A 16,872-nucleotide genomic window follows, 5' to 3' on the forward strand; every position below is an offset into this window, starting at 1 on the left:
GACGAAGCAATTCAGAATCTTTCCGCGGAGGGATTCTGGATTGCTTCGCTGCGCTCGCAATGACGGGGAGATAGCGGCGAAAGCAGGCGAATAGAGTCGCTTGCAGTCGTTTTAATGACGGCAGCCGCCGCGGCAAGCCCGCGCAAGCCGAATTGAACGGATTGTCGCATTGTTTGCATCGCGGTAGCGATAAGCGCCCAGCGACGAAAAGAGAGCTTTGACATGACCGATTTCGATCCGGCCCGGCATCGCATGATCCCGACGCAACGCTGGTTTGAGGATTTCGTCGTCGGCGAACGCTTCGTGCTGCCGAGCCGCACCCAAACCTCGGCATTGTTCGCCGCATTCCAGACCGCGAGCGGCGACACCCACCCCGTGCATTACGACGTGGAATATTGCCGCGCCCGCGGCATGCCGCATCTGCTCGCCCACGGCTTCCAGACCCTGATCCACACCGCGCCCGGCGCCGGCCTGTTTCCGTTCATGGTCGAGGACTCCCTGGTCGGCTTCCTCGAGCAGTCGAGCCGGTTCCTCAAGCCGGTGTTCGCCGACGACACCATCTATCCCGCGCTCGAAGTCACCGAGCTGGTGCCGGGGCGCAGCACCGGCGTGGTGACGCTGCGCAGCACCGTGTTCAACCAGCGCAAGGAGCTGGTGCTGGAGGGCACGCAGAAATTCCTGATCCGGCGGCGGCCGGTGGATTAAGCAAGGGGTCCAATTCGCGGAATTTCAGCCGATTTGCGGACCGATCCGGGTTGCCGCAGGGGGCCGGCTGGCCTACCTATGGCCCATGAAATTCCTCGACGAAGCAAAGGTCTATATCCGCTCCGGTGACGGCGGAAACGGCTGCGTGGCGTTCCGCCGCGAGAAGTTCATCGAATTCGGCGGTCCCTCCGGCGGCAATGGCGGCCGCGGCGGCAATGTGATCATCGAGGTCGCCGACGGCCTCAACACGCTGATCGACTACCGCTACCAGCAGCATTTCAAGGCGCAGAAGGGCGAGAACGGTTCGGGCTCGGACCGCCACGGCGCCAACGGCAAGAACATCGTGCTGAAGGTGCCGGTCGGCACGCAGATCTTCGACGAGGATCGCGAGACCTTGATCCACGACTTCACCAAGGTCGGCGAAAAGTTCGTGCTGGCCGAAGGCGGCAATGGCGGCTTCGGCAATGCGCATTTCAAGTCCTCGACCAACCGCGCGCCGCGCAACGCCAATCCCGGCCAGCCCGGCGAGGAGCGCTGGATCTGGCTGCGGCTGAAGCTGATCGCGGACGCCGGCCTCGTCGGCATGCCCAATGCGGGCAAGTCAACGTTCCTCTCCAAGGTCAGCGCGGCAAAGCCGAAGATCGCCGATTATCCCTTCACCACGCTGCATCCCCAGCTCGGCGTCGTGAATGCCGACGGCCGCGAATTCGTGCTGGCCGACATTCCCGGCCTGATCGAGGGCGCGCATGAAGGCACCGGCCTCGGCGACCGCTTCCTCGGCCATGTCGAGCGCTGCCGCGTGCTGCTGCACCTGATCGACGCCACCTGCGAGCATGCCGGCAAGGCCTACAAGACCGTGCGCAAGGAGCTCGACGCCTATGGCGGGCAGCTCACCGACAAGATCGAGATCGTCGCGCTGAACAAGATCGATGCGGTCGAGCCGGACGAGCTGAAGAAGCAGAAGGACCGCCTCAAGCGCGCCGCCAAGAAGACGCCGCTGCTGCTGTCGGGCGCCACCGGCCAGGGCGTCAAGGAGGCGTTGCGCGCGCTGGCCGATGTGATCGGCGAAAGCCCGGTCTCCGCCAAGGCCAAGAGCGCGGCCGAAGCGGAGCCGTGGTCGGCTTAAACTCTCTCCCCAACGTCGTCCCCGCGAAGGCGGGGACCCATACCGCGTGATCTATCTGTTGCGAAGGGTCGAAGTACCGAACGACGAGTCTTCGCCAAACGACTCCCTTTGGTTATGGGTCCCCGCCTTCGCGGGGACGACAGCGGAGTCTATCGCTGCGAGCGCGCGCATCACGGCTTGTCTTCGCGCCCGCGATAGCGCAGCATCAAACAATCAAGAAACGGCAGGGACAACGCATGGCGCGCGCGAAGAACGTTCTCTGGATCATGTGCGACCAGCTTCGCTACGATTATCTCGGCTGCACCGGCCATCCCACGCTGAAGACACCGAACATCGACGCCATGGCCAAGCGCGGCGTGCTGTTCAGCAAGGCGTATGTGCAATCGCCGATCTGCGGCCCGTCGCGGATGTCGTTCTACACCGGGCGCTACATGCGCTCGCACGGCTCGCACTGGAACGGCTGGCCGCTGCGCGTCGGGGAGCCCACGCTCGGCGATCACCTCAACAAGATCGGCGTGCGCAACGTGCTGGTCGGCAAGACCCACATGGCGCCTGATATCGAAGGCATGAAGGCGCTCGGCATCCCGCCGGAATCGATGATCGGCGTGCATGTCGCCGAATGCGGCTTCGAGCCTTACGAGCGCGACGACGGCCTGCATCCGACCGGACGGCCACGCCCGAAATACGACGAATATCTGCGAAAGCAGGGTTTTGAAGCCACCAATCCCTGGGAGCACTGGGCCAATTCCGGCGCTGCCGAGGATGGCAGCTTGCAGAACGGCTGGCTGCTGGTGCATGCCGACAAGGCCGCGCGCGTGCCAGAAGAGCATTCCGAGACGCCCTACATGACGCGGCGCGCGATGGACTTCATCAGCGAGGCGGAAACGGACGGCCGCCCCTGGTGTTTGCATCTGTCCTACATCAAGCCGCACTGGCCCTATATCGCGCCGGAGCCCTATGCCAGCATGTATTCGACGGATGACATGATCCCGGTGATCCGCTCGGAGCGCGAACGGCAGAATCCGCATCCGGTGTTCGGCGCCTACATGGACATGCGCTACTCCCGCAACATGGCGCGCGATGATGCACGCGAGAAGGTGATCCCGACCTATATGGGCCTGATCACCCAGATCGACGACCAGATGGGCGTGCTGATGAAGTTTCTGGAGGCGCGCGGCCTACTCGACACCACCATGATCGTGTTCACCTCCGATCATGGCGATTATCTCGGCGATCACTGGATGGGCGAGAAGGACCTGTTCCACGAGCAGTCGGCGAAGATCCCGCTGATCATCATCGATCCCTCGAAGGAAGCCGACGCCACGCGCGGCACGCGCAGCGACGCGCTGGTCGAGGGAATCGATCTCGCGCCGACCTTCGTCGATTATTTCGGCGGCAAGGTGCCGGGCCACATCCTCGAAGGGCGGTCATTGCTGCCGCTGCTGCGCGGGCCCACGCCATCAGATTGGCGCAAGGTGGCGTTCTCCGAATATGACTATTCCATGCAGGACGTGCGGCTGAAGCTGAACCAGCCGATCGAGCGCTGCCGCCTGTTCATGGTGTTCGACGGGCGCTGGAAATACATCCACGCCTCCGGCTTCCGCCCGATGCTGTACGACCTCGAAACCGATCCGGACGAATATCTGGATCGCGGCGACGATCCGGAATGCGCCGGCATCATCGCGCGGCTCCAGGCCGAGCTGTTCGACTGGGCGCTGCATCCGAACGATCATATCACCACACCACGCGAGAAGATCGCCGCCTATGCGGATAGTCAGCTCCAGGTGAAGGGTGGCATCCTGATCGGCATCTGGGACGAGAAAGAGCTCGCGGCGATCAAGGACGGCATCGCCCAGCGCGCGAAGATGTGAAGCAGCCTCTCCCCGCTTGCGGGGAGAGGCCGGAATTTGCGAGAGCAAATTCCGGATGAGGGGGACCCTCCGCGAGTTCAATTGCCAGCGCTTTCGCGGAGACAGCCCCTCACCCCAACCCTCTCCCCGTAAGAACGAGGAGAGGGAGAAGAGGCCTTCAATTCGTGATCTTGTAGCCCGTCGCCTTCACGATCGGCTGCCACAGCGCGGTGTTCGCGGCGAGCTCCTTGGATAGCGCGTCCGCATTGCTGCCGATCGGAATCAGCCCGATCGCCGTCAACTTCTCCTTCACCTCCGGCTTGGCAAGCGCCGCGCTCGCCGCCGCCCCGAGCTTGCTCGCGAACTCCGGCGGGCTGCCGGCGGGAAGCCACATGCCGTACCAGGCGTCGGCAACGAGATCGATGCCGCTCTCCTTCAGCGTGGGCACGTCAGGCGCGAAGGGTGAACGTTCCGCGCTCGCGACCGCGATGATCTTCACGCCCTTGGCGCGGTGCTGCGGCAGCGCGTCCGCCAGCGTGGTGATCCCGAAGGAAATGTGGCCGCCGACGAGGTCGTTAAGGATCGGCGCGCTGCCGCGATAGGGCACGCGGGTCAGGGGAATACCGAGATCCTTCTCGAGCTTGGAGCCGGTGAAATGCGGAATGGTGCCGTTGCTCGGCACTCCGAACGAGGTCTTGTCCGGATGCGATTTCAGCCACGCTACGAACGCTTTGAAATCGGCAGCATCGATGCCCGGGCCGATCACCAGCGCAAACTCGAAGCGCGCCAGCAGCGACACCGGCATGAAATCCCTGGCCGTGTCGAAGCTCGGCGTCGCCTCCACCATTGGCAGCAGATACATGGTCGGCCCTGTCGTCACCAGCACCATGCTGCCGTCGGGGCTCGCGCCTTTCACCGCCTTGATGCCGATCAGGCCGTCGCCGCCGGTGCGGTTCTCGACCACGACGGTCCGCTGCAGCAGCGGAGCCATCTCCTGCGCGAGCAGCCGGCACAGCGTGTCGCCGCCGGCTCCGGCCGCAAACGGGAAGATGATCTTCGTCAGCCCGGCCTGCGCCCGCGCACCACCCGCCTGCGCGAACAGCGGCAGGCCGAGGCATCCGGCCATGAATTTGCGGCGATCCATTCGTTTCCTCTTTCGGCCCGTTTATCGTTGATCGCCATTAGAGCCAGACGGACGGCTGACACAAGGCCGACATGCGTCGTTTACCATCCCGGCTGACTTGCGCCGGTCACCGTCCTGCTGCAAAAGCAGGGGCTCATCGGCGCCGCCTGTCGCTCCGCCGTCATTCGCATCCAGCGCCAGCACACAAGAGACATGGCCAGCCCCGAACTCAGCCAATTCCGCCGCATCGTCGTCAAGGTCGGCTCAGCGCTGCTGGTGGATTCCGACAGGGGCGAGGTGCGTGCGTCCTGGCTGGCTGCACTGGCCGACGACATGGCCAAGCTGCACAAGGAAGGGCGCGACGTGCTGGTCGTCTCCTCCGGCTCGATCGCACTCGGCCGCAGCCGGCTGAAATTGCCGCGCGGCCCGCTGAAGCTGGAAGAGAGCCAGGCCGCGGCCGCCGTCGGTCAGATCGCGCTGGCGCGAATCTGGTCGGAGGTGCTTGGCGCCCACGGTATCGGCGCCGGCCAGATCCTGGTGACGCTGCAGGACACCGAGGAGCGCCGCCGCTATCTCAACGCGCGCTCCACCATCGGCAAGCTGCTGGAATGGCGCGCGATCCCCGTGATCAACGAGAACGACACGGTGGCGACCACCGAGATCCGCTACGGCGACAACGATCGCCTCGCCGCGCGCGTCGCGACCATGGCGAGCGCCGACCTGCTGGTGCTGCTGTCCGACATCGACGGGCTCTACGACGCCCCGCCGAAGAACAATCCGAACGCTAAGCTTATTCCCGTCGTCGACAGCATCTCATCGGAGATCGAGGCCGTGGCCGGCGATGCCGAGTCCGAGCTGTCGCGTGGCGGCATGCGCACCAAGGTCGAGGCCGCCAAGATCGCGACGACCGGCGGCACGCATATGCTGATCGCCTCCGGCAAGATCGAGCATCCCTTGCAGGCGATCGCCGATGGCGGCCGCTGCACCTGGTTCCTGACGCCGGCCAATCCCATCACCTCGCGAAAGCGCTGGATCGCGGGCACGCTGGAGCCGAAGGGCACGCTGACCATCGATGCCGGCGCGGTGACCGCGCTACGGGCCGGGGCCAGCCTGCTGCCGGCCGGCGTGAACAAGGTCGAGGGCCAGTTTGCCCGCGGCGATGCCGTGATCGTGCGCGGCCCCGACGGCAGCGAGGTCGGCCGCGGCCTGATCGCCTATGACGCCGATGATGCCGAGCGGATCAAGGGCCGCTCCTCCCCCGACGTGATGACCATCCTCGGCATCAGCGGCCGCGCGGAGATGATCCACCGGGATGATCTGGTGGTGGGCGGGTAAGGGCCCCGCCCCGCTCGCCGCCGGGAGACCAGCCATACCCTCCCCGCCCTTCGCAAAAGCGGGATTTCCGTGCTAGGACACCGCCTTAGCAGAAGGTTTTGACCCCATGGCCGCCCCCCTCAAAGCCGTTGACGGCAATGCCGATCTTCAGGCGCTGATGTCCGATCTCGGAACCCGTGCCCGCGCTGCCGCGCGCGTGCTGGCGCTGGCGCCGCCGGAGCAGAAGAACCGCGCGCTGGAAGCCATGGAGCGGGCAATCCGCGCCAACTCGGCCGCGATCCTCGCCGCCAATGCGGAGGACGTCGCGGAGGCCCGTGCCGCCGGCAATGCCACCTCCTCCTTCATCGATCGCCTGACGCTGACGCCGGCGCGCATCGAGGGCATGGCCGAAGGCATCGGCATTGTGCGCGGCATCGCCGATCCCATCGGCGTCGTCACCGAGCGCTGGCAGCGGCCGAACGGCATGTCCATCGAGCGCGTGCGCGTGCCGCTCGGCGTCGTCGGCGTGATTTTTGAGAGCCGGCCCAATGTCGCGGCCGATGCCGGCGTGCTGTGCCTGAAGTCGGGCAATGCCGTGATCCTGCGCGGCGGCTCCGACAGTTTCCGCTCGTGCCGCGCCATCCATGAGTGCCTGGTGCAGGGCCTGCGCGAAGCCGGCCTGCCGGAAGCTGCGATCACGCTGGTGCCGACGCGCGACCGCGCAGCGGTCGGCATGATGCTGTCGGGCCTCAACGGCGCCATCGACGTGATCGTGCCGCGCGGGGGCAAGAGCCTCGTCGCGCGGGTCGAGCAGGAGGCGCGCGTGCCTGTCTTCGCGCATCTCGAAGGCGTCAACCACGTCTATATCGATGGCAGCGCCGACCTCGCCATGGCGAAGTCGATCGTGCTCAATGCCAAGATGCGACGCACCGGCGTCTGCGGCGCGGCCGAGACGCTGCTGGTCGATCATGCCGCCGCTGGCAAGAACCTGAAGCCGCTGGTGGAGATGCTGCTCGATGCCGGCTGCGAGGTGCGCGGTGACGAGGCCGTGCAGAAGGCCGATGCGCGCGTCAAGCCGGCGAGCGAGGAGGATTGGGACACCGAATATCTCGACGCGATCATCGCGGCGAAGGTGGTGGACGGCGTCGACGGCGCGATCGCGCACATCCAGGACCACGGCTCGCATCACACCGATGCCATCGTGAGCGCGGATGAGGCTGTGGCGAGCAAGTTCCTGAGCGAGGTCGATTCCGCGATCGTGCTCCACAACGCCTCGACGCAGTTTGCCGATGGCGGCGAGTTCGGGTTCGGCGCCGAGATCGGGATTGCCACCGGCCGCTTCCACGCCCGCGGCCCGGTCGGCGCCGAGCAATTGACGAGCTTCAAATATCGCGTCCGCGGCACCGGACAGACTCGGCCGTAGACGTCGCGGGGCGCGGGCATTGAGCAACAATCTCGTCGTGCCGCGCTTCGTGGCGCAAGCGGTTCCGCCCTCGACGCCGGGCATGCGCATCGGCCTGCTCGGCGGCTCGTTCAACCCGCCGCATCAGGCGCACCGCGCGATCAGCCGCTTCGCGCTGAAGCGATTGCAGCTCGATCGCGTCTGGTGGCTGGTTACGCCGGGCAATCCGCTCAAGGAGAACGGCACGCTGCACGAGCTCGGCGAGCGCATGCAGGCCGCGCGCGAGGTCGCCGATGATCCGCGCATCGAGGTGAGCTGTCTCGAATCCGTCATTCGCACCCGCTATACTATCGACACGATCAACACCTTGCGCCGCCGCTTTCCTGGCTTGCGCTTCGTCTGGATCATGGGCGCCGACAATCTCGCTCAATTCCATCGTTGGCAGGACTGGCGGCGCATCGCCGCCCAGGTGCCGATGGCCGTGATCGATCGCCCCCCGCAGAGTTTTCGCGCGCTCGGCTCGCCCGCGGCCCAGGCGTTATCGCGCTACCGTCTGCCCGAGAACAAGGCTGTCCAGCTTGCAGATCGGCCGGCACCGGCCTGGGTGTTCCTGACCGGATTGAAGCTGAATCTGTCCTCGACCGGCCTACGGAACCCGGACGGGAGCTGGAAAGGTACGAAGTGAGACGAAGTGTGCCGACCTGGTGGGGATTTCGGTCTCTCTGGCATATTGAAACCCTTAACCCCACATGATGTAGTGTAACCAGTGGGCGCCCGGATTCGGCGTTCGCGATACAGTGAAAGGAATGGTCCCTGACCGCATCTGTATTGTCCAAGTCTGTTTTACCCAAGGTTGCCAAGCCTACGCGTAAAACATCGACCAAAGCTGCGGCCTTGAAGGCGCAACCCGACGCCGACAAGACGCTGAGCCTGATCCTCTCCCGCCTCGAGGACATGAAGGCGGAAGAGACGGTCACCATCGACCTTCGCGGCAAATCGGCGTACTCCGACTACATGATCGTCACCACCGGCCGGGTGAACCGGCACGTCGGCGCGATCGCGGAAAACGTCACCAAGAGCCTCAAGGAAAACGGCATCAAAAACATCCATGTCGAGGGCTTGCCCAATTGCGACTGGGTGCTGATCGATTCCGGCGACGTGATCGTGCACGTGTTCAGACCCGAGGTCCGCGAGTTCTACAACCTCGAGCGGTTGTACACGCAGGGCCCAGGGGCGGCGAAGGCGATCTAGGCTCGAAGGCCGATTTCGAATCGGCTGACGCGCATGCTAGCGTCGTGCGCGCGCTTGTTGCGCGCGGTCTCGTCAACGCGACTCAAGAATCATGCGTGTTGCTGTCATTGCGGTGGGCCGGCTGAAGCAGGGCCCCGACCGGGAGCTTGCAGACCGCTATTTCGAGCGGTTCGAGGAGGCCGGCCGCAAGCTTGGATTCCGCGAGCTCGGCATCCACGAAATTCCCGAAAGCCGCGCACGCGATGCGGCGACGCGGATGGCCGAAGAGGCCGCGGCGATCTCGGCGCATATTCCTGACAAGGCGATCCTGGTGGCGCTGGACGAGCGCGGCCAGAATCTCGAGTCCACCGTATTCGCACGGCATCTGGCGCGCTGGCGCGACGAGGGCGCCGGACATACTATTTTCGTGATCGGAGGGGCGGACGGACTTTCGCCCGAATTGCGCCGTAAGGCCAAGCTCGCGATCGCGTTCGGCTCTGCGACCTGGCCGCACCAAATGGTCCGCGTCATGCTTCTGGAACAGCTGTATCGGGCCGCCACCATCCTGGCCGGCCATCCCTATCACCGCGCGTGATGCGCGCCACAACGAGCACCTTTGCCGACACGATGCGAGCGCCGCTCCTCAACCTGCTGCTGATCACCGGCCTTGCCGGCGCAAGCCTCTTCGCCGAAGAAAGCCTCGCGCAAGCTCAGACGCAAGGTCAGACAGTTGCGCCGTCGCCGCAGACTGCCGCCGTCTCGCCCGATGCGATCAAGCAGCGCGAGCAGGAGCTGGAGGCCGCGCGCGCGAGGCAACGAAGCGCGGAAGAAGCGCAGGCCAAGCTGAAGGCCGAGATCACCGCGCTCGGCCAGGACCGCACCCAGCTCAATCAGCAGCTGATCGACACCGCCGCCAATGTGCGCGCCGTGGAAGCCAAGATCGACGAGGCCGAAGCGCGGCTGCGAACTCTGAACGGCCGCGAGCAGCAGATGCGCGCTTCGCTGGATTCGCGCCGGGCCGACATCGTCGAGGTGCTGGCGGCCTTGCAGCGCGCCGGCCGGCGCACGCCGCCGGCGCTGCTGGTGCGGCCCGAAGATGCGCTGCAATCCTTGCGCACCGCGATGCTGCTTGGCGCCGTCGTGCCGGAATTGCGCGGCCGCGCCGAGAAGATCGCAAGCGAGCTCGGCGAGCTCGTGGCCTTGCGCAAGACCATAGCCACCGAGCGCGATCAGCTCGCCTCCGACCGCGACAAGGTCAGGAGCGACCAGACCCGGCTCACCGCCCTGATCGAGGAACGGCAGCGTCAGCAGTCCGCGCGGGAAAAAGATCTCGACGCCGAAAGCGCGCGCGCGATCGCGCTGTCAAGGCAGGTCGGCGATCTCCAGGGGCTGATCGCCAAGATGGAGCAGGATCTGCAAACCGCCGCCAGGGCGGCCGAGAAGGCTGCCGAGGCCGCAAGGCAGGCCGAGGCCAAGGAGGCCAAACTGGCGGCGGCAAACGCGGCCGCCAGCGCCAAACAGGGCCCGGGCGCGTTCAAGGACAAGTCCCGCACCACCCCGGCGATCGCCTTCGCTTCGGCCAAGGGCCTCCTGCCGTTTCCGGTTAACGGTAACAAGATCAGGGACTTTGGCGGTTCCGACGGGGTCGGCGGCGTCCAGAAGGGCATTTCGCTGGCGACCAAGCCCGGCGCCCAGGTCACGACGCCGTGTGATGGCTGGGTTGTGTATGCCGGCCCATTCCGCAGCTATGGACAACTCTTGATCCTAAACGCCGGGGGCGGGTATCATGTCCTGATCGCCGGGATGGAGCGCATTTCGGTCAACATCGGCCAGTTTGTGCTCACGGGGGAGCCGGTCGCGACCATGGGGTCGACCTCTCAGGTCGCTTCCATTCTCGCCACCAATGCGAGTCAACCTGTGCTGTATGTCGAGTTCCGTAAAGACGGCACTCCAATCGATCCAGGCCCATGGTGGGCCGCAAATGAAGGCGAGAAGGTTCGCGGATGATGCGCAAGACTTCAGTAATCCTCCTCAGCGCCGCCACCGGTGCGGCGCTGACGCTGTTCGTGACCCAGCCGCGCGCGGTGTTCATGGGCTCCAGCGCGCGAGCCGCCACCGCGGACACCTATCGCCAGCTCAACCTGTTCGGCGATGTGTTCGAGCGCGTGCGCTCCGACTATGTCGAGAAGCCCGATGACACCAAGCTGATCGAATCCGCCATCAGCGGCATGCTTACCGGCCTCGATCCGCACTCGAGCTACATGGACGCGAAGAGCTTCCGCGACATGCAGGTGCAGACCCGCGGCGAGTTCGGCGGCCTCGGCATCGAGGTCACGATGGAGGACGGCCTGATCAAGGTGGTCTCGCCGATCGACGACACGCCCGCCTCGCGCGCCGGCGTCATGGCCAACGACATCATCACCAATCTCGACGACGAGGCGGTGCAGGGCCTGACCCTGAACCAGGCGGTCGAGAAGATGCGCGGTCCAGTCAACACCAAGATCAAGCTCAAGATCATCCGCAAGGGCCAGGACAATCCGCTCGACGTCACGTTGGTGCGCGACAACATCCGCGTCCGCTCGGTGCGCGCGCGCGTCGAGCAGGATGACATCGGCTATATCCGCATCACCACCTTCAACGAGCAGACCACCGAAGGCCTGAAGCGCGAGATCGGCAACCTCACGAACCAGATCGGCGGCGACAAGCTCAAGGGCTTCATCATCGACCTCCGCAACAATCCGGGCGGCCTGCTCGAGGAAGCGGTCACCGTCTCCGACTCGTTCCTCGAGAAGGGCGAGATCGTCTCGACCCGCGGCCGCAATGCCGAGGAGACCCAGCGCCGCGCCGCGCATACGGGCGACCTGACCAAGGGCAGGCCGGTCATCGTGCTGGTCAATGGCGGCTCGGCCTCGGCGTCGGAAATCGTCGCCGGCGCGCTGCAGGACCACAAGCGCGCGACCATCGTCGGCACGCGCTCGTTCGGCAAGGGCTCGGTGCAGACCATCATTCCGCTCGGCAGCGGCAACGGCGCGCTGCGGCTGACCACCGCGCGCTATTACACGCCGTCGGGCAAGTCGATCCAGGCCAAGGGCATCGTGCCCGATATCGAAGTGCTGCAGGACGTGCCGGACGAGCTGAAGTCGCGCACCGACACCAAGGGCGAGGCTTCGCTGCGCGGCCACCTGAAGAACGACGGCGACGAGAAGACGGGCTCGCAGTCCTACGTCCCGCCGGACGCCAAGGACGACAAGGCGCTCAAGCTCGCCGGCGACCTGCTCCACGGCATCAAGAACAGCGCCTCCGCGGCGCCGACGCCCGGCAACGACAACAAGGCGGCGACCGACAAGGCCAAAGCGGCGAACTAGGTCGGCGTATCACGCGATCCAGCGAAAGGGCGGCTTCCCGAAGCCGCCCTTTTTGCTTGGGAACTGCTGCTGCCTCCGGCCTATCCCGGCCTGCCGCCGCTTGACCTCGGCGTGGTATCGTCGGCTGGAGTGATTCGGGATCGCGCATGACTGAAACGGCCGATGATCTGAGCGCCCCGCTCGGACAGGATAAGCCGCGCCGCAAACGGCGGCTGCGGCTGCCGTTCACGTCTATGCAGCTGCTCGCTGTTCTGCTCGGCCTGTTCCTGGTTACCTTTGCCGGCTTCGCCATCTTCAACAAGGACCCGCTCGGCGGTGAGCCGATGAGCCGGATCGCGATCAACCAGCTCAGGCCGGCCGAGAAGGCCACGGACGACAAGTCTGCCATCGGCCAAGGCCAGGAAACCAAGCACGAGACCAAGGAAACGCCGAAGCAGGCCGCGCCCGGCGAGCAGAAGACCATCACCATGATCGATGGCTCCACCGGCGCCCGCCGCGACGTGGTGATCGGCGGGGGCGATGCCGCCGACAAGGGCGAGGCTGCATCCGCCCCGCCGCCCGTCATGACCGGGATCAATCCGAAGCTGCTGGAGAAATCGCGCTACGGCATGATCCCGGTGGTCGCCGACGGGCTGAGGCCGTTCAACGTCTATGCGGCGGACGCCGATCGCGCCAAGGCCGCCAAGATGCCGGTGGTCGCGATCGTGATCGGCGGCCTCGGCGTCGGCGCCGCCAAGACCCTGGACGCCATCATGAAGCTGCCGCCGGCGGTGACGCTGGCCTTCACGCCCTACGGCTCCGACCCCGGCAAGCTCGCCGAGCGAGCGCGGGCGCAGCGCCACGAGATCTTCCTCCAGATCCCGATGGAGCCCTACGACTTCCCCGACAACGATCCGGGGCCGCAGACGCTGCTGACCTCGCTCAGCCCCGACCAGAACATGGACCGCCTGTACTGGCACCTCAGCCGGATGCAGGGCTATGCCGGCCTCACCAATTTCATGGGCGCCCGCTTCGTCGCCACGGAGCCGGCGATGCAGCCGATCATCCGCGAGGCGGCCAAGCGCGGGCTCGGCTTCTTCGACGACGGCTCCTCGCCCCGCAGCATCGCGCCCCAGGCCGCGGCGAACCAGGCCGTGCCGTTCGGCAAGGGCGATATCGCCATCGACGCGGTGCCGACGGCGACCGAAATCGACCGCGCCCTCAACAAGCTGGAATCGGCGGCGCGCGAGCGCGGCATCGCCGTCGGCACGGCCTCCGCCCTGCCCGTCTCGATCGAGCGCATCAGCGCCTGGACCAAGACATTGGGCGACCGAGGTATCCTTTTGGTGCCATTGACAACCGCGATGCTGAAATCAAAATCCAGCTAAATCAACGAATTGGTTCGGCGCGGGTCTCGCGGGGCCGGCATGCCTTCCCAAGAAGCAGGCAAGAGGTCTGGCGGAATGGCGCGTTACGAGGATCTGCCCTACCGGACCTGCGTCGGCGTGATGCTGATCAATCCAAAGGGACTGGTGTTCATCGGCCGCCGCGCCGGCGGCATCGAGCATGTCGACGACACCCATGTCTGGCAGATGCCGCAGGGCGGGGTCGATCCCGGCGAGGACACCTGGGAAGCGGCCAAGCGCGAGCTCTACGAGGAGACCAGCGTGCGCTCGGTCGAGCGGCTCGGCGAGGTCCCGGACTGGCTCACCTATGACATTCCGCGCACCGTTGCCGGGCGCGCCTGGAAGGGCCGCTACCGCGGCCAGCGCCAGAAATGGTACGCGGTGCGCTTCACCGGCAAGGACAGCGAGATCAACGTCGAGCATCCCGGCGGCGGCGGCCACAAGGCGGAATTCGTGAGCTGGCGCTGGGAGTCGATGAAGAATCTCCCTGAGTTGATCATCCCGTTCAAGCGCCCAGTCTATGAGCGCGTGGTGCAGGAATTTTCTGCGCTGGCGGAGGGGTGATCAGATCACCTGTCGCGGCTCGCTCGGTCGTGATCCCCGCGAAGGCGGGGATCCATACTCCCAGACAGAAGCTGTGCGAAGGATCGCAGCCACGGCCTTTCAACCCATTGTGGCCTGTGGTTATGGATTCTCAGGTGCGCAATTGCGCACCAGAGCTCGCGCTTCGCGCGCCCCGGAATGACGAGAGAAGGTTACGCGTGACGACCCACAAACCCTACCGCCCGAACGTCGGCATCGCGCTGTTCAACGCCGACGGCCGCGTGCTGATCGGCCATCGCTTCAAGGGTGACGGACCCGAGATCATCCTGCCGGGGCTCGACTGGCAGATGCCGCAGGGCGGCGTCGACGAGGGCGAGAACCTGCGTGATGCGGCGATGCGCGAGCTGTGGGAGGAGACCAACGTCGTCAGTGCCGACTATCTCGGCGAGACCGACTGGTTCACCTATGAATTCCCGCCTTACGACGGACCGCAGACGCACCGGCTGGCGAAATTTCGCGGCCAGCGCCAGAAATGGTTCGCGCTGCGCTTCACCGGCACGGACGACGAGATCGATCCGCTGACGCCGCGCAACGGCCAGCCCGCCGAGTTCGACGCCTGGCGCTGGGAGCGCCTCGACCGTGTCGCCGACCTCGTGGTGCCGTTCCGCCGCGAGGTCTACCGCGCGGTGGCACATGAGTTTGCGCACCTCGCCGACTGAACTCTCGAAAACAACCCATGCACAGTAGCGAAGTGACTGACGCGCCGCGATAAAATAGGCGACAGCGCCAGCGATAGCGCAATAAAGTTTCAGCGCCCGCCACGACCGTGACGAGCGCTGAAACTGTTCAGGAATTTGGAGATCGAGCCCCGGAGCGGTGCCCCGGGGCTTAGTGCATAGCCGTGGCGTTGAGCTGATGCTGGATGCTCTTGAAGTGGTCGAGCCGCTCGATGGCCTGATCGAGCTCGGTGCCTTCGTGCTCCTTCAAGTTCTCTTCCATCTCCGCGATCGTCTCGGCGAACTGGACACGGTCGAGCTCGTCCAGCGAGGTCGCGACGTCGGCGAGCACGGTGAGACCCTTTTCGGAGACTTCGGCAAGGCCGCCGAGCACGATGATCTTCTCGTGGCGGCCGCCGGTGGTGACGGTGAGAATGCCGGGCCGGATCGCAGCCACGACCGGCGCATGCCCCGCCAGCACGCCGAAATCACCCTCGGCGCCGGGGATGTCGACCTGATCGACCTCACCCGAGAAGGCGAGCTTTTCCGGAGAGACGAGATCGAAATGGAAGGTGGCCATGGGAAACCTGCGAGTAGCGAGTGGCGAATAGCGAGTGGCGGACGGGAGCAGCTTCTATTCGCCACTCCCCATTCGCCATTCGCCTCTTAGGCGGCTTCCGCCGCCAGCTTCTTGCCTTTCTCGACGGCTTCTTCGATGGTGCCGACCATGTAGAAGGCAGCTTCCGGCAGGTGATCGTACTTGCCTTCCACCAGGCCCTTGAAGCCCTTGATGGTGTCGGCGAGGTCCACGAACTTGCCCGGCGAACCCGTGAAGATTTCGGCGACGTGGAACGGCTGCGACAGGAAGCGCTCGATCTTGCGGGCGCGGGCCACCGTCAGCTTGTCCTCTTCCGAAAGCTCGTCCATGCCGAGAATGGCGATGATGTCCTGGAGCGACTTGTAGCGCTGCAGCACCTGCTGGACCTGACGGGCGACGGTGTAGTGCTCCTCGCCGACGACCAGCGGCGAGAGCATGCGCGAGGTCGAGTCGAGCGGGTCCACCGCCGGATAGATGCCCTTTTCCGAGATCGCGCGCGACAGCACCGTGGTAGCGTCCAAGTGCGCGAACGAGGTCGCGGGCGCCGGGTCGGTCAAGTCGTCGGCCGGCACGTAGATGGCCTGCACCGAGGTGATCGAGCCCTTTTGCGTGGTGGTGATGCGCTCCTGCAGCGCGCCCATGTCGGTCGCGAGCGTCGGCTGATAACCCACCGCCGAAGGAATACGGCCGAGCAGCGCCGACACTTCCGAACCCGCTTGCGTGAAGCGGAAGATGTTGTCGACGAAGAACAGCACGTCCTGGCCCTGGTCGCGGAAGTGCTCGGCGACGGTCAGACCGGTCAGACCGACGCGGGCGCGGGCGCCCGGCGGCTCGTTCATCTGACCAAACACCAGCGCGCACTTCGACTTCACGCTCGGATCCGGATTGTGCGGGTCGGCGTTGACCTTGGACTCGATGAACTCGTGATAGAGGTCGTTGCCCTCGCGGGTGCGTTCGCCGACGCCGGCGAACACGGAGTAACCGCCGTGCGCCTTCGCGACGTTGTTGATCAGCTCCTGAATCAGCACGGTCTTGCCGACGCCGGCGCCGCCGAACAGGCCGATCTTGCCGCCCTTCGCATACGGAGCGAGCAGATCGACGACCTTGATGCCGGTGACGAGAATTTCGGCTTCAGTCGACTGGTCGGTGTAGGTCGGCGCTTCCTGGTGGATGGCGCGGGTGCCTTCCGACTTGATCGGGCCGGCCTCGTCGATCGGCTCGCCGATGACGTTCATGATGCGGCCCAACGTACCGTCACCTACGGGAACCGAGATCGGCTGACCGGTGTCGGTCACTTCCTGGCCGCGCACCAGACCTTCGGTGGCGTCCATCGCGATGGTGCGGACGGTCGACTCGCCGAGATGCTGCGCGACTTCCAGCACCAGGCGGTTGTTGCCGTTCTTGGTTTCGAGCGAGTTGAGAATGGCCGGCAGGTGGCCTTCGAACTGCACGTCGACGACGGCGCCCATGACCTGGGTAACGCGACCGATCTGTGTGGCTGCTGTAGCCATTTAC

17 protein-coding genes are annotated in these 16,872 nt (G+C 65.5%); 13 read left to right on the top strand and 4 right to left on the bottom strand.

What is annotated here, in order from left to right:
- Positions 1 to 11: 11 nt before the first annotated feature.
- Complete coding sequence (locus I6F16_RS33445) at positions 12 to 224, bottom strand: hypothetical protein (protein ID WP_225115128.1); 213 nt, start codon at positions 222 to 224, stop codon at positions 12 to 14.
- On the opposite strand from I6F16_RS33445, the gene I6F16_RS33450 reads away from it, so the two are divergent.
- The 3 genes from I6F16_RS33450 to I6F16_RS33460 all read left to right on the top strand — a co-directional run bounded on the left by I6F16_RS33450 (position 223) and on the right by I6F16_RS33460 (position 3,702).
- Positions 223 to 705, top strand: coding sequence for a MaoC family dehydratase (locus I6F16_RS33450; protein ID WP_225115129.1), 483 nt, complete (start codon positions 223 to 225; stop codon positions 703 to 705). The genes I6F16_RS33445 and I6F16_RS33450 overlap by 2 nt on opposite strands.
- An 85-nt stretch (positions 706 to 790) precedes the next feature.
- Entirely contained in the window at positions 791 to 1,831 is a 1,041-nt protein-coding gene (gene obgE, locus I6F16_RS33455; protein ID WP_036008723.1) for a GTPase ObgE, read from the top strand.
- Positions 1,832 to 2,067: 236 nt separating this feature from the next.
- Positions 2,068 to 3,702, top strand: a complete 1,635-nt coding sequence (locus I6F16_RS33460) for an alkaline phosphatase family protein (protein WP_225115130.1) — start codon at positions 2,068 to 2,070, stop codon at positions 3,700 to 3,702.
- 157 nt (positions 3,703 to 3,859) lie between these two features.
- Here the strand turns inward: I6F16_RS33460 and I6F16_RS33465 are convergent, their stop codons facing one another.
- Positions 3,860 to 4,825: a Bug family tripartite tricarboxylate transporter substrate binding protein gene (locus tag I6F16_RS33465; RefSeq protein ID WP_036024653.1), complete on the bottom strand. Its 966-nt coding sequence runs from the start codon at positions 4,823 to 4,825 to the stop codon at positions 3,860 to 3,862.
- 192 nt (positions 4,826 to 5,017) lie between these two features.
- Here I6F16_RS33465 and proB point away from each other — a divergent pair, with 192 nt between their 5' ends.
- The 10 genes from proB to I6F16_RS33515 all read left to right on the top strand — a co-directional run bounded on the left by proB (position 5,018) and on the right by I6F16_RS33515 (position 14,762).
- Positions 5,018 to 6,139: a glutamate 5-kinase gene (gene proB, locus I6F16_RS33470; RefSeq protein WP_036008728.1), complete on the top strand. Its 1,122-nt coding sequence runs from the start codon at positions 5,018 to 5,020 to the stop codon at positions 6,137 to 6,139.
- Between the two features lie 106 nt (positions 6,140 to 6,245).
- Positions 6,246 to 7,541, top strand: a complete 1,296-nt coding sequence (locus I6F16_RS33475) for a glutamate-5-semialdehyde dehydrogenase (protein ID WP_225174305.1) — start codon at positions 6,246 to 6,248, stop codon at positions 7,539 to 7,541.
- Positions 7,542 to 7,560: 19 nt separating this feature from the next.
- Positions 7,561 to 8,205, top strand: coding sequence for a nicotinate-nucleotide adenylyltransferase (locus tag I6F16_RS33480; protein ID WP_036024650.1), 645 nt, complete (start codon positions 7,561 to 7,563; stop codon positions 8,203 to 8,205).
- A gap of 209 nt (positions 8,206 to 8,414) precedes the next feature.
- Positions 8,415 to 8,771: a ribosome silencing factor gene (rsfS, locus tag I6F16_RS33485; RefSeq protein ID WP_024338888.1), complete on the top strand. Its 357-nt coding sequence runs from the start codon at positions 8,415 to 8,417 to the stop codon at positions 8,769 to 8,771.
- Positions 8,772 to 8,862: 91 nt separating this feature from the next.
- Complete coding sequence (rlmH, locus tag I6F16_RS33490) at positions 8,863 to 9,345, top strand: 23S rRNA (pseudouridine(1915)-N(3))-methyltransferase RlmH (RefSeq protein WP_225174306.1); 483 nt, start codon at positions 8,863 to 8,865, stop codon at positions 9,343 to 9,345.
- Positions 9,346 to 9,377: 32 nt separating this feature from the next.
- Positions 9,378 to 10,757, top strand: a complete 1,380-nt coding sequence (locus tag I6F16_RS33495) for a peptidoglycan DD-metalloendopeptidase family protein (RefSeq protein ID WP_036008738.1) — start codon at positions 9,378 to 9,380, stop codon at positions 10,755 to 10,757.
- Positions 10,754 to 12,115 carry a S41 family peptidase gene (locus tag I6F16_RS33500; RefSeq protein WP_036008736.1) on the top strand — a complete coding sequence of 454 codons (1,362 nt, stop codon included), beginning with the start codon at positions 10,754 to 10,756 and terminating at the stop codon, positions 12,113 to 12,115. The genes I6F16_RS33495 and I6F16_RS33500 overlap by 4 nt, the downstream gene beginning before the upstream one ends.
- 146 nt (positions 12,116 to 12,261) lie before the next feature.
- A complete protein-coding gene (locus tag I6F16_RS33505) occupies positions 12,262 to 13,482 on the top strand; it encodes a divergent polysaccharide deacetylase family protein (RefSeq protein ID WP_225174307.1) in 1,221 nt (406 codons plus the stop codon).
- A gap of 75 nt (positions 13,483 to 13,557) precedes the next feature.
- Positions 13,558 to 14,064: an RNA pyrophosphohydrolase gene (locus I6F16_RS33510; RefSeq protein ID WP_036024645.1), complete on the top strand. Its 507-nt coding sequence runs from the start codon at positions 13,558 to 13,560 to the stop codon at positions 14,062 to 14,064.
- Positions 14,065 to 14,261: 197 nt separating this feature from the next.
- The gene (locus I6F16_RS33515; protein WP_225114555.1) at positions 14,262 to 14,762 is read left to right on the top strand and encodes an RNA pyrophosphohydrolase; all 501 of its coding nucleotides are present in this window, start codon (positions 14,262 to 14,264) and stop codon (positions 14,760 to 14,762) included.
- A 169-nt stretch (positions 14,763 to 14,931) separates the two neighbouring features.
- Here the strand turns inward: I6F16_RS33515 and I6F16_RS33520 are convergent, their stop codons facing one another.
- Positions 14,932 to 15,339 (bottom strand): F0F1 ATP synthase subunit epsilon, encoded by a 408-nt coding sequence (locus tag I6F16_RS33520; RefSeq protein ID WP_036008748.1) that lies wholly within the window; start codon positions 15,337 to 15,339, stop codon positions 14,932 to 14,934.
- Positions 15,340 to 15,425: 86 nt separating this feature from the next.
- Complete coding sequence (gene atpD / locus I6F16_RS33525; RefSeq protein WP_036008750.1) at positions 15,426 to 16,868, bottom strand: F0F1 ATP synthase subunit beta; 1,443 nt, start codon at positions 16,866 to 16,868, stop codon at positions 15,426 to 15,428.
- Positions 16,869 to 16,872: the final 4 nt, after the last annotated feature.

Origin of the sequence: Bradyrhizobium sp. IC4060, from assembly GCF_020193715.1 — a bacterium.
GTDB classification, from domain to species: Bacteria; Pseudomonadota; Alphaproteobacteria; order Rhizobiales; family Xanthobacteraceae; genus Bradyrhizobium; species Bradyrhizobium yuanmingense.

Excerpts from the sequence above, each read along its gene's own strand:
- I6F16_RS33510 (WP_036024645.1), top strand. The coding sequence starts at position 13,558 with ATGGCGCGTTACGAGGATCTGCCCTACCGGACCTGCGTCGGCGTGATG.
- rlmH (WP_225174306.1), top strand. The coding sequence starts at position 8,863 with ATGCGTGTTGCTGTCATTGCGGTGGGCCGGCTGAAGCAGGGCCCCGAC.
- I6F16_RS33445 (WP_225115128.1), bottom strand. The coding sequence starts at position 224 with ATGTCAAAGCTCTCTTTTCGTCGCTGGGCGCTTATCGCTACCGCGATG.
- I6F16_RS33500 (WP_036008736.1), top strand. The coding sequence starts at position 10,754 with ATGATGCGCAAGACTTCAGTAATCCTCCTCAGCGCCGCCACCGGTGCG.
- I6F16_RS33450 (WP_225115129.1), top strand. The coding sequence starts at position 223 with ATGACCGATTTCGATCCGGCCCGGCATCGCATGATCCCGACGCAACGC.
- proB (WP_036008728.1), top strand. The coding sequence starts at position 5,018 with ATGGCCAGCCCCGAACTCAGCCAATTCCGCCGCATCGTCGTCAAGGTC.
- I6F16_RS33520 (WP_036008748.1), bottom strand. The coding sequence starts at position 15,339 with ATGGCCACCTTCCATTTCGATCTCGTCTCTCCGGAAAAGCTCGCCTTC.
- I6F16_RS33465 (WP_036024653.1), bottom strand. The coding sequence starts at position 4,825 with ATGGATCGCCGCAAATTCATGGCCGGATGCCTCGGCCTGCCGCTGTTC.
- I6F16_RS33460 (WP_225115130.1), top strand. The coding sequence starts at position 2,068 with ATGGCGCGCGCGAAGAACGTTCTCTGGATCATGTGCGACCAGCTTCGC.
- atpD (WP_036008750.1), bottom strand. The coding sequence starts at position 16,868 with ATGGCTACAGCAGCCACACAGATCGGTCGCGTTACCCAGGTCATGGGC.
- I6F16_RS33505 (WP_225174307.1), top strand. The coding sequence starts at position 12,262 with ATGACTGAAACGGCCGATGATCTGAGCGCCCCGCTCGGACAGGATAAG.
- I6F16_RS33495 (WP_036008738.1), top strand. The coding sequence starts at position 9,378 with ATGCGAGCGCCGCTCCTCAACCTGCTGCTGATCACCGGCCTTGCCGGC.
- I6F16_RS33475 (WP_225174305.1), top strand. The coding sequence starts at position 6,246 with ATGGCCGCCCCCCTCAAAGCCGTTGACGGCAATGCCGATCTTCAGGCG.
- obgE (WP_036008723.1), top strand. The coding sequence starts at position 791 with ATGAAATTCCTCGACGAAGCAAAGGTCTATATCCGCTCCGGTGACGGC.